Source organism: Aeribacillus sp. FSL M8-0254 (assembly GCF_038008845.1).
Taxonomy (GTDB): domain Bacteria; phylum Bacillota; class Bacilli; order Bacillales; family Aeribacillaceae; genus Aeribacillus; species Aeribacillus composti.
The window spans coordinates 1,424,258-1,435,897 of the sequence record NZ_JBBOZY010000001.1 but is presented as its reverse complement, the minus strand read 5'-3'; the positions used below and the strand labels follow the sequence as shown (position 1 = coordinate 1,435,897).

Annotated in this window: 9 protein-coding genes; 2 read left to right on the top strand and 7 right to left on the bottom strand. The window is 39.5% G+C overall.

The window, feature by feature from the left end:
- Positions 1 to 75: 75 nt before the first annotated feature.
- The 6 genes from NSQ44_RS06985 to NSQ44_RS06960 all read right to left on the bottom strand — a co-directional run bounded on the left by NSQ44_RS06985 (position 76) and on the right by NSQ44_RS06960 (position 7,810).
- The gene (locus NSQ44_RS06985; RefSeq protein WP_066247990.1) at positions 76 to 993 is read right to left on the bottom strand and encodes an iron-hydroxamate ABC transporter substrate-binding protein; all 918 of its coding nucleotides are present in this window, start codon (positions 991 to 993) and stop codon (positions 76 to 78) included.
- A complete protein-coding gene (locus NSQ44_RS06980; RefSeq protein WP_340786710.1) occupies positions 944 to 1,789 on the bottom strand; it encodes an ABC transporter ATP-binding protein in 846 nt (281 codons plus the stop codon). The genes NSQ44_RS06985 and NSQ44_RS06980 overlap by 50 nt, the downstream gene beginning before the upstream one ends.
- 970 nt (positions 1,790 to 2,759) lie before the next feature.
- Positions 2,760 to 2,999: a hypothetical protein gene (locus NSQ44_RS06975; protein ID WP_094245557.1), complete on the bottom strand. Its 240-nt coding sequence runs from the start codon at positions 2,997 to 2,999 to the stop codon at positions 2,760 to 2,762.
- A 47-nt stretch (positions 3,000 to 3,046) separates the two neighbouring features.
- On the bottom strand, positions 3,047 to 4,264 hold the full coding sequence (locus NSQ44_RS06970; protein WP_445659495.1) for an EAL-associated domain-containing protein: 1,218 nt from the start codon (positions 4,262 to 4,264) through the stop codon (positions 3,047 to 3,049).
- 908 nt (positions 4,265 to 5,172) lie between these two features.
- The gene (locus tag NSQ44_RS06965; RefSeq protein ID WP_340856192.1) at positions 5,173 to 6,354 is read right to left on the bottom strand and encodes an IS701 family transposase; all 1,182 of its coding nucleotides are present in this window, start codon (positions 6,352 to 6,354) and stop codon (positions 5,173 to 5,175) included.
- A 235-nt stretch (positions 6,355 to 6,589) separates the two neighbouring features.
- Entirely contained in the window at positions 6,590 to 7,810 is a 1,221-nt protein-coding gene (locus NSQ44_RS06960) for an IS110 family transposase (protein WP_044899176.1), read from the bottom strand.
- Between the two features lie 653 nt (positions 7,811 to 8,463).
- On the opposite strand from NSQ44_RS06960, the gene NSQ44_RS06955 reads away from it, so the two are divergent.
- Both NSQ44_RS06955 and NSQ44_RS06950 read left to right on the top strand, forming a co-directional pair.
- Positions 8,464 to 9,321, top strand: a complete 858-nt coding sequence (locus NSQ44_RS06955; protein ID WP_340856191.1) for a metallophosphoesterase — start codon at positions 8,464 to 8,466, stop codon at positions 9,319 to 9,321.
- A gap of 129 nt (positions 9,322 to 9,450) precedes the next feature.
- Positions 9,451 to 10,722 carry an MFS transporter gene (locus tag NSQ44_RS06950; protein ID WP_340856189.1) on the top strand — a complete coding sequence of 424 codons (1,272 nt, stop codon included), beginning with the start codon at positions 9,451 to 9,453 and terminating at the stop codon, positions 10,720 to 10,722.
- 505 nt (positions 10,723 to 11,227) lie between these two features.
- Here NSQ44_RS06950 and NSQ44_RS06945 read toward each other — a convergent pair.
- The gene (locus tag NSQ44_RS06945; RefSeq protein ID WP_063389325.1) at positions 11,228 to 11,542 is read right to left on the bottom strand and encodes an ArsR/SmtB family transcription factor; all 315 of its coding nucleotides are present in this window, start codon (positions 11,540 to 11,542) and stop codon (positions 11,228 to 11,230) included.
- Positions 11,543 to 11,640: the final 98 nt, after the last annotated feature.

The window sequence follows — 11,640 nt, the reverse complement described above, 5'->3', positions numbered from 1 at the left end:
TCTCTTCTATTTTTCTATTTTATAGATGGAAAGAAGAGAAATTCATGCCTGCTGAATTTCTCTTCTTCTAATTACTTATTTTTTTCCAAGAAATTTTTCTCGAAAGAATTCAAGCTGATATTCCAATGTCAGTCGATCATTGAAATAAAATTCATTAGCATTTACTTCAAACACGCGATTGTTTTTGACAGCCGGTATGTTTTTATAAGTATCTGTTTCTTGGAAAGAGTTATCAGCATCCGAATACTTGCTGACAATTAAATAATCCCCTGCAAAATCCGGAAGCACTTCAGTCGATAAAGCATAATAACCTTGTTTTAAAGCTTTTTCTTCCACTTTTTTAGGCATTTTTAGCTTCATGGCTTGGTATAAAATTTCTGTTCCTCTTCCCCAGTTGTTCCCAAACACATATAATTGCTTATCAAAACTTTCAATGACTGAAACAGTTGCATCTTCCCCAATTTTCGCGCGAATTTCTTCTCCTGTTTCTTCAGCTCTTTTTTTGAAATCCTCGACCCACTCTCTTGCTTCTTTTTCCTTATTTAAAAGCTTGCCGATTTCTATATGCTGTGTTAAATAATCGACTTTTCCATAAGTAAACGTAACAGTAGGCGCTATCTTTTTCAGTTTATCTACATTTTTAATCGTCGATAATCCGATGATTAAATCCGGATTTAGTTCAATGATTTTTTCTAAATCTTCATCAGATACTTCTGCAACATCTTTCAATTTGTCTTTCCAGCGTGGATTCATTTTTGACCATGAATCAACACCAACGAGATTTACTCCTAAAGACATCACATCTCCGGCAAATGACGAGAGAACAACGACTCTTTTAGGATTAGCCGGGACTTCAACAGGACCGTTTTCCGATTGATATGTAATCGTTTCAGGTTTTTCTTCTTTCTTTTCAGCGCTGTCTTCCTTTTTATTACCACAAGCGCTAACTATGAGAACCAACAAGAACAGAATTGGAATAAGACGTTTTTTCATGATTTTCTTCTCCTTTTATTAGATTGTACGTGATGCATATTGGTTTATCTGTTCGGGGATCCCGTCCTATTACAGCATCAATTTGAAATACTTCTTTCAGCACGTTGCAGTCGATTACTTCGTCACTCGTCCCGGCTTTGATAATTTGTCCGTCTTTCAATGCTATAATATAATCGGCAAAACGAGCTGCTTGATTGATATCATGAAGCACCATGACGATTGTCCGCCCCTGCTCTTTGTTTAACTGCTGTAGAAGCTCTAGTACTTCAAGCTGATGCGCCATATCTAAATAAGTGGTCGGTTCATCCAAAAAGATGATGTCCGTTTCTTGAGCAAGCGCCATCGCTATCCAGACACGCTGTCTTTGACCGCCTGACAGCGCATTGACTGGCTGGTGTTTAAAATCGGCCGTTTTCGTAACTTCTAAAGCCCAGTTTATGACCTCAAGATCTTTTTTTGTTAATCTGCCGAAGCCTTTTTGATATGGGTAGCGGCCGTAAGATACAAGCTCTCCAACGGTAAGGCCGGCTGGACTTTCTGGTGATTGAGGAAGTATGGCCATTTTTTTCGCCAGTTCTTTCGTATCCTGCTTTAAAATACTCTCGCCATCAAGAATAATTCGACCGGATTGGTGCGGAATAATCCGAGTTATCGCTTTCAACAAAGTGGATTTTCCACAGCCGTTGGAACCGATTATCGTTGTAATTTTTTTATCTGGAATTTCAATTTTCATATCTTTCACAATCAGTCGATTGCCATAGGAAATTTGTAAACGATCTGTGTATAGGCGGATCATGGAAAACCTCCAATTTATTCTAAATTGATAATGATTATCATTTTCTTATACAAATATAATATAATACCACCCTTTCTCCTTGTCAATTATCAATTTTTTTAAGAGAATCGAGTAGGAGGGAGCGATTAACTCCCGTCCTCTCACACCACCGTACGTACGGTTCCGTATACGGCGGTTCAATTAAGATAATTGACGCAAGTCTTTATAACTTCCGTGAATAGCTGTTCTCTTTATGCCAGTGGTCACTCCACCCTCCAAGAGATCTCCCACGGGATTCACCGCTTCCTCCCTCAAGTGAGGTACTACGTTTTCTGTGTTCATCATGACTCACTGAATGCCAAGGGCTATTCTCTCTTAATTGTTCGGTCCTTCTTAGTAGTTCTAAACCAACTAATACTATGACCTCTGCTGACTTCTGACGGTTCAGCTACTTATCACTAAGTAGGTTATGAAGCGTATTTCACCTATCCGCCAGACCTCCCCGGGTAAGAGTGTAATCTTTCCTTCCATCCATCTGCTTCATTTACTCTGTATCACCTTCGGCAGAAAGGGCTTTGTTTTGTCTTGCAAACTCACCCAGTGATACCTAGCCTCATATGAAGTTCGTGTTCCGAGAGACCTTAAAGTTTGCCGCTCGCTTCCTTCAGATTCCGCGTCACCACGGACACCCTTGCGTTAAGCTAACTGCTACTTCTGCCTTCGGGGTTCGGGACTTACACCCTATAGTTCATGTACATGCCGGGCGCACCAAGAAGAAACCCGGCCTCCAAAGCCGGGTTTCTCGTCCGAATGTGTAACAAAGGGGGAGCGGGGGTTTAGCCGCGATGTTTCACTTCAAGACGTCTGTGAACTACTTCGTCTTACATTTATAATGATAATGATTATCAATATCGATGTCAACACTTTTTATAAAAAAATTTTTCAAAACAAAATTTCCTTTAATAGAAAAAACCATAACGCGAAGTTATGGCTACCAAGTAGTTGAAAAGCTAATATAAAAAATATAAAAAAGCGCAAATGCAATCAGCACGATATAAGCAATAAAAATCGGATTTCGAATATACGGGCGCTTTTCAACTTTTTCGCTTACTTCTGTATCATACTCGCTTTGCCTTTTTTCCATCTGGCTGCCCACTTGTAACGTATAAAACAGGCCAACAAGCAAAACTAACAAAAAAACACCGCCGAAGATCAAATTCGTAAATTGCATAAAAACCCCCCTTTTTCTCTATTATTTGAGAAAAAAGGGGGGTTTATTCAAAGGAGACCGTCTTGTTCATATAAATAAGAATATGGAATATCGATAAACAAATAATGATCGTCATCAAGCGGATAGGAAAACGTGCGGATCGTCTCCCCTGTTTCGATATCACTATACAAATCACTTAAAAACCCTTTTTTGTTGACGCGCATGCGAATAATATTTTCTAAAAAGTACGGGCGCCAGCTCCAATTTTTCATATAATATTCTTTTTGAAAAATCCATCGGTCTTCTTTTCGGAAAATATTTCCTGACTTTTGAAACCCGTTTTCATCACAAATATAAATACGAAAGCTCATGTCGCCAAGCTCTTCTGCTAAATGGGTAATTAATTCGTCAAATTGGCTGACAGCTTTTTTATATTTGTTCACTAGTTGTGACACCCGCTGATGAAACTGGTCGGAATATGAATAAAGTGTTTCAAGCTTTTTCTTTTCAAATTGAATGAAATGGTTGAATTCCTGCTGCAGTCTTTCTTTTAGAACACATCGATCAATAAATTCTCTTTCCGGATAATGAAGATAATATCCTTGATAATATCTTCCGCCATTTTTCCACGCATATTGCAATTGAAAGTTTGCCTCGATGTCTTCATATAAAAGCGTCGCACCGATTTTGCGCGCAAGTAGTGAAATCGAAAATAAAACATCGAAATACGATTGGCTGGGTGAAGCTAATTTTAATGGCTGCAAATCGATTTTCAAAATATCAGGAGATAATAACCCAATGCGGTCCAAATTGCTCGATTCTTTCCCAATATTGTCAATCGCAATTTTGATTCCGTAAGTCCGGTAATAAGTGAGCAAATGATGGAGCTGTTCGATATCTCCTAAATAATTGTGTTCCGTAATTTCCAGAACAATCCGGTTTAAATCAAGCCCTTTCTCTTTTTCTTCCAGCAGCAAATTTAAAAAGCTTTCGCCGTGATCGATCATAAGCAGATTTGGATCCCTGTTTATAAAAATGAAAAGATCATCATCCAGTTCTTTCATTTCCTCCAATGCTTTTTTGACGACTGTATCATCTACTTCCATTCGGTATTCTTCAGGGATCGAATCATCATGGAAAAAAAAGCCTAAGCTTTTGTATTCCCCTTCCATATGAATTCTGCCTAAAATTTCGTAGCCAATCACCTTTTGTTCATCTGCGCTAAAAATCGCCTGATAATAAGGCACAATTTTTTCGGTATTAGTTATGACATCTAGTGGGTCCATGGGCATCTCTCCGCTTCTTGTACTCTCATATGATACATGATTATAACATTATTTGGAACATTAGAAAATGTTGAAGAACCTTTTTTGCGCATTTGCTACATTCCCATTTTTACATAATTGGAAAGAGGCCCATCCTGGATGCAACGGTTGGCCTCTCAATTGATTTTATGTTTTGCGCCCGCTTCCACAATCAACAAAGTAGTTTGTTTTTTCAATGACCATACAAGCAGAAAACCGAGCAATAAAAGAACAGAGAGCAGAAACATTCCGTTTGCATGAAAAATAGCCGAAAATCATCGGACCGAAGGAAAACAAAGAAATTAGAGTGTTCTGGCTAAAATACCGATAGAGATATACAGGAATGAACGAAAAACAATTAACGGCATTAATCTCAACAATTTACAATCTGTTTGAACGAGTTTCATCAAGGCTTCAGCACTGCTGCTTTTGATCTACGACTTTGCAAATGAAGTGATTGCTTTCATAAGTATGACGGGTCCAGATAAAACTATTCATCAAAATGACTTTTTTCTACACGGAGAAAATCGTCTAAGCAGAAAATATATTCAAAAAGATGGAGTTTTTCTCTTGCTGATTCGAATAGGGGATTTTGAGGTGTCCTCTAAAATTATTTGAATTAGTTATTCAACATAAACGAATTTACTTTTTCTTTTTATCAATTTCAAAACTAGACTGTTGATTTTTATTGGTTTTAAATGAATCAGTATCATCATTTCATTAATAATCATTGACTCATTATTATTTTTTTCCATATCTTTTCATTCAATAGGTTTTATGAAAATATTTATCATTACCAATACCTTCTCTTTGCAAATTTTTTATTTTACTGTAGTTGAGCAATTTTAATTACAATAATTACCATGTAAAAGAGACAAACAGGGTACCCCTTATGCCACGTGGAGCTGTTTTTTCACGGTATCAATGGGAATATTTTGTTTCGCTGCACGGTAAATGAACTCCACGAGGCTATGTCCTTTTCTCTTGCGCAGAAGATCGAGCCCATCAGAAAAATCGCTGTTCGACTCGAACATGCTGTACACGTAAGCAAGCTGCACCAAGATCCAGTAGCGTTTCACCGCCCGACGTTGACGAACGCGGTACCCATCGAGCTTCAGCTGGTCTTTCGCTTGTCGAAAAAAGCATTCGATCGACCAACGCTGGGCATAGTAGCGCAAGATCTCTTCATCGCTTAGCTCCCGGTCGGTGCTCAAGACGCAGTGAAGATGTTCAGGTGTCATCGGCTGATCGGCTTTCCAAGCCAACAACACAACGGCATCATCGAGACCTTTCAGCGATCCCTCGTAGCGATACACGCGATAACGCTCTTCTCCCACCGTGACGAGATGAGTGTCGTTCGGTTCGATATAGCGGGCAAACTGTTTGGCTTGGATGGCGATGCCTTTTGGATAAAGAACCCGATTCGTCTTGAGCATTGCGATTACGTGGAATCCCTTTTTCAGACAAGCTTCCACGAGCTTTTGCGATGGATACCAAGAGTCCATCAGCACATAAACAGGACGGTGTACATCCAAAGAAGAAAGCATCTCGATCGCGAGTTCCCCCTTGCTTTTCCCAGCCGCCTTGTCGTAGAGGCGGAACGCAAAGGGAAAAGCCTGGGTCATCGTATGAACCATGAGCCAAACGAGAGAATGTCCCCAGATCGACTTTTTCTCTGTGTGAGAATAGTGCCAATCACACCCTTGAATGGCGTGCGTTGCCTGTGACGAAGGCTTGGTTTTTTGGCAAATCGTATCATCGATCGAAACAAAAAGGGGTTGATTCTCCTGTTTGGCGATGCGTTCGACACGACGAAGCATCCACTGTTGAAGTTTGCGAAGCAGCGTCTCTTCATCCCAAGGGCTTTTCGTGAAAAAATGGCTGAGTGTCGTTCGATGATTGGGGTGAAAGCTCCAATGATGAAGATCGGTCAACGTTCCAGAAAAGCCTTTCGTGATCATCGCATCCACGATATGAACGAGATGCTTCATGACAGGTTTTGAAAAATAAAGTGCCAACCCCAACATCGTGAAAAACTTGTGGATTCCTTGATGATGTGCTAATCTATTCATGAGACATGAACCTCCTTGTGAATAATTTTGGTGACACATCTATTCTAATCAAGGAATCGGGTTCATGTCTCTTTTTTTGTTTGGTTGTAAATTTATGTTAGCGAATTTGCTCATCTACAGATTTTATTTTTTGCTCTATCCTGAAAACAAAATTTGGCAAAAAACAACCCCCACCTAGCCTTTGGAATATAATTTCCAAAGGAAGGTATTAAAGTTTATATATGGTTTAATTCCCTTATGCACCCACTTTTTCTAACTTCACTTCGTACCCTAACCCCTCTAATTTCTTCACCGTTTGACGCACGATCTTTGCTTCCCGTTGACGATCCCAATAGTCTGCCCCTAATTCTTTATACGGTTCCTTCCGAGTTAACAGGTAATAGATGATTTCTAATATCGTTCGTCCAACTGCCATACTCGCTCGATTCGCCCCTCTTCTTGCGGCTATGCGGTGATATTTCGCGGATAAATACGTATCCTTCTTTCTCGCGGCGGCACGGGCACATTCTACTAAACACGCTCTCAGCTTCTTGTTCCCTTTCCTCGTTCGGCTTGATAACCGTTTCCCCGCACTCTCGTAGTTTCCTGGTGCCATGCCTGCCCACGATGCCAGATGGCTCGCTGATGCAAAGCGACTCATATCGGTTCCGATTTCCGCCAAAATTTGTTCCGCACTTTTCCGCCCGACTCCCGGAATCGTATCTAAGAGCTCCAGCGCTTCTTCAAAAGGGCGCGTTCTCTCCTCGATCTCCTGATCTAATCGCGCAATCGCTTCATCTAGGTATTCCACATGCCGCCATTGTTCGGCTAACATCATCCGTTGATGAGGGCCGATTACCCCGTGTAATGCGCGCTGGAGTTCTTCCACTTTTTGTTTCAATTTCCCTTTTGCGAGCTGAGCGATGACCATCGGATCGTTTTTCCCTTCGATCAACGCACGAATCATTTTTCGTGCCGATGCCCCATTGATATCGGAAACAACGGACGACAACTTGATGTTCGCTCCTTCCAATACTTTTTGAATCCGATTCAATTCCCGCGCTCTTTCTTCGATCAAACTGCGACGATATCGAACGAGTTCTCGCAGTTCTCGTTGGGCTCGGTCCGGAATATAACTTCCTTTCAACAATCCATGGCGAAGCAAGTTGGCGATCCACTCGGCATCCTTCATATCCGTCTTCCGTCCAGGAACTGCTTTAATATGCCGGGCATTGACGACAAGCGTTTCGATTTGTTCGAGTTCGAGCAAATTGTACAACGGTTTCCAGTACACGCTTGTCGATTCCATCGCCACGTGCGTCACCCCTTTTTCTTTCAACCAGTTCACAAACTCCAGCAATTCATCGGTCATGGTACCGAATGTTCGTATTTCTTTTCCTTCAGGGGTGATGGTACAAGCGGTAATGGATTTTTTATGCACGTCTACTCCACAACAACGTTCATATAATACCTTCATCGCTTTCCCTCCCTGCTTCATTTCATCTTCAGCTGGTGCAGTAGCCTATGACGAAGCATTCTATCCTGCGTGCTTCCCAACTCGGGAGCGACATTCCGTGGTGCACCAGGCTACTGGGGTCCGTCTATCTTTCGGACTCTTGCGTACCATAGATGCATCGACCTCATGACCCCAGCTGCAAGGAGTTATTTCGACAATATTCGTTTTCATCCTTCCGATGGTGCCGAATTTTTTTCGGCATGGGGGTCTATCTTTCAAATTTCTATCTTTCAAATTTCTGTTATTAATAAATCTTCTTGCATCATTTCCTCTTACAATAGGTTTTTCCCTTAAAGTGACACCATTTTAATCCTCCTTCCTTAATAGCAATTTTACTAGAAATTTAAATCATTACATAGCTGCCCTTTATGTTTTATGAAAATTACACCATTCATTTCTCAATTCCTAAAGACTTTCTCGCTCCAGCAGAAGAGTTAAACCTTTTTCATCATATTTTCCAAATGATTGTTTTAATGTTGTCCATAGATGATAACAAAATAGTTAATCAGAAAAAACGTGCATGTGAAGATTTGTCAAAAAACATTAAACAAGATGTTGAAAGTTTTATGTTATAATTTTTTCGATTGCTATAAAAACTGAAATGGTTGGTAAGAATGAATAAGTTGACAAGAAGACAATTTTTAAAGCATTTTTTCTGGACGGCTGCGTGCAGTTTATTCGCGAGCAGCGGTTTATACATCTACTCAAGATATATTGAACCGAGAAGACTAGAAATAAAAAAAATAAATATTTCTCATCCAAAAATACCAAAAGGTTTTGATGGTTTGAAAATTGTTCAATTCAGCGACACACATCTAAATAACGACTTTACAATTGCAAATCTGGAACGGATCGTCAATCAAATCAATCGTCTAAACCCGGATATAATTGTTTTTACTGGTGATTTAATCGATGAGCCGAACAGTTATCCCGCTGTGCATCAGATTGCCCCGATTTTAAAACGCCTCCGTGCCGACTTCGGGAAATTTGCAATTTATGGAAATCATGATCACGGCGGATACGGCACTGATGTTTATCGCAATATATTACAAAATGCAGAGTTTCATTTACTGCAAAATGAAAAAAAAGAGATACAGCTGATTGACGGAAGCAAATTGATTGTCGCCGGCCTTGATGATGTCATGCTTGGAAGACCTGATTTTCATCAAACAATGGGCAATATTGACAAAAACTATTTTACTATTCTTTTAGCCCATGAACCTGATACAGTGCTTCAAGCAAAAAATTACAATGTTGATCTCCAATTATCTGGACACAGCCATGGAGGACAAGTAAAAATCCCTTTTATAGGTCCGCTTTACACGCCTCCTTATGCAAAATCCTTTTCGGAGGGCTTTTATACTGTTGATCATACGAAGCTTTATGTCAATCGCGGGTTGGGCACAACTAGACTGCCCTTTCGTTTTTTGGCAGTTCCAGAAATCACCTTGTTTACATTATATTCCAAATAATCCTCTCTTTTAACCGGCTTAAAAGTACTTGGCTTTCCGTTTCTCTAACCAAAATATGAAAAAAAGATGTTCATATTGAATTAGGTAAATTATAATAGCTACTGTAAGTGTCAGTTAAGGGGAGTCGCAATGGATATTTTTAAAAACCGCAATTTTGTCAAATTGTTTTTTGCAGCGCTTGCTTCACAAATGGGTTCAACAGTTGGCAATATGGCGTTTGCTTTTTATTTGTTGGAGCATTTTAGCAGCAAACCTTATTACGCAACTATTGCTGAGCTGATGTATTCTTTGCCGACTGTATTTGTTTTTGTCATTGTCGGTGTAGTAGCAGACCGCTTCGATCGAAAAAAGGTGGCAGAGAACTGCGACTGGATTCGTGCAATTATGACTGCATGTTTGTTTTTCGCCTTATTTACAAATTCGATTCCGCTCATTTTTTTCATCTTGTTTTTGCGGAGTGCTGTCACGAAATTTTTTTATCCAGCCGAGTCTAGTTTAGTACAAGCTATTTTGCGAAAAGATCAATATGCGCAAGCTTCAGGTTTGAATCAAATACTTTTCAGCATTTTTTTAGTGTTTGGTGTCGGATTAGGGGCATTGGCTTATCGAACAGTTGGAATTCATGGGGCCGTATTGGTTGATTTAATAAGCTTCGTTCTTTCCGCCTTGCTCATTCGCTCGTGTAAAATCCCTAAATCAGCAAGGCTACCAAACGGTCGAGTGTCATGGAAAGGTTTACATATATCATCCGCTGTTTCCGACTTTTTGGAAGGTATTCGGTACATTTTACATAATCGGCTTCTAACGCTCATTATTTTTGGATTTTTCATTTTCGGCTTTGTTCAAGGAAGTTTTGCCGTTCTTCCGTTATTTACAATGAAATATGATCTGGCACCGAATTCTTATGAAATGTATTCATCTTTATTTGCCATTTTTCTCGGTGCGGGTCTTTTAGTCGGCAGCACAGTTTCAACATTTTTTGCTAAAAAAATAAAACCGTTTCCAATGTTTGTTACACCGATATTTTTGACAAGCATTTTTGTTTTTCTCCTTGGTTTTGTGGATGAAGTAGAATTTTACTTGTCGATTATTTTTTTGATCGGCATGTGCATCGGTCCTGTGAACGTAGCAATTGGCGGTTGGATTCCGAATATCGTTCATCCAAAGCTAATGGGACGTGTCAGCGGATGGATCGACCCGTTAATGATGTTTGCGCAGTCTGCTACGCTTTTATGTATTGCACTATTGTTTCCAAACATCATTCGAAACATCGATTTATTTTATTACGGTATGGCTCTTATCATTCTTTTCGTCTTTTTCTTTTATATGATCTTGATGCCGAAATATTTAAAAGAAAAACGGCATCGGCTAGGTAAAAACACAATCAAATCGGTTTTATAACAAAAATGTGTTTGACAGTCAGACTTATACTCCCAATCATGTGGATCATAGTGGATGAGAATTCATCCTACAACCGCATTGATTGGGAGTTTTTTTGTGATAATTCGTTTGAAGGAAAGGGATAATAATAAACTTTACCGAAGAAATTCATCATTAGTTTTTGCTTCTACCCTCAAGAAAACTTCGACTAAACGTATAACAAGCAAAAAAGGGAGTGTCTAATAAGTCGTTTTTACGGCTTATTGACGCCCCCATGAATGTTTTAGAAACGTTGATATATCGGTGTTTATGATTTTTTGTTTTCAATGGCGATTTGACTTTCTGGACAGCCCCCTATCATGTTCCGAAAGAAATTCGAATCTTTTACAGAATGTGAAATAAATAAATAATAAATGAATGAAATCAGCGCCGCAGCCATAAATTATAAAAGATGACCCCGGCTCCATACCGAGATCATCTCTTAACCGTTTAATCCCCTGATCAAACTGCCCACTCGACTCCCATTTTAATTATGCCGAGCATGGTCAATGGTTTGCTCTAGTATTTTTTTTACATGCTCATCATCATGTGAATAGTAAACGGTCGTTCCTTCCCTTCTAAATTTGACTAAACGCAAATTTTTGAGAAACCTCAATTGATGGGAAACGGTTGATTGCAAAAGCTCAAGCTCGGCAGCTATTTCATTCACAGAACATTCTTGTTTTTCCGCAAGTAAATGTAAAATCCGAATTCTAGTCGGATCCGATAACGCTTTAAACGTTTGCGACACGATAAAAAGCGTTTCTTCGTCGATATCTAGAAATTCCTCTTTTCCGCTCATGACCCACCCTGCTTTCTAAAATATTTCATAATAACTATTATAGGCATAATTAATAGACTGTAAAAACTGGTTGCATTTTCTATTCATGAAAGTATAAT

Coding starts and splice junctions, on each gene's coding strand:
- NSQ44_RS06985 (WP_066247990.1), bottom strand. CDS start 993: ATGAAAAAACGTCTTATTCCAATTCTGTTCTTGTTGGTTCTCATAGTT.
- NSQ44_RS06980 (WP_340786710.1), bottom strand. CDS start 1,789: ATGATCCGCCTATACACAGATCGTTTACAAATTTCCTATGGCAATCGA.
- NSQ44_RS06975 (WP_094245557.1), bottom strand. CDS start 2,999: ATGCAATTTACGAATTTGATCTTCGGCGGTGTTTTTTTGTTAGTTTTG.
- NSQ44_RS06970 (WP_445659495.1), bottom strand. CDS start 4,264: ATGGACCCACTAGATGTCATAACTAATACCGAAAAAATTGTGCCTTAT.
- NSQ44_RS06965 (WP_340856192.1), bottom strand. CDS start 6,354: ATGAATAGATTAGCACATCATCAAGGAATCCACAAGTTTTTCACGATG.
- NSQ44_RS06960 (WP_044899176.1), bottom strand. CDS start 7,810: ATGAAGGTATTATATGAACGTTGTTGTGGAGTAGACGTGCATAAAAAA.
- NSQ44_RS06955 (WP_340856191.1), top strand. CDS start 8,464: ATGAATAAGTTGACAAGAAGACAATTTTTAAAGCATTTTTTCTGGACG.
- NSQ44_RS06950 (WP_340856189.1), top strand. CDS start 9,451: ATGGATATTTTTAAAAACCGCAATTTTGTCAAATTGTTTTTTGCAGCG.
- NSQ44_RS06945 (WP_063389325.1), bottom strand. CDS start 11,542: ATGAGCGGAAAAGAGGAATTTCTAGATATCGACGAAGAAACGCTTTTT.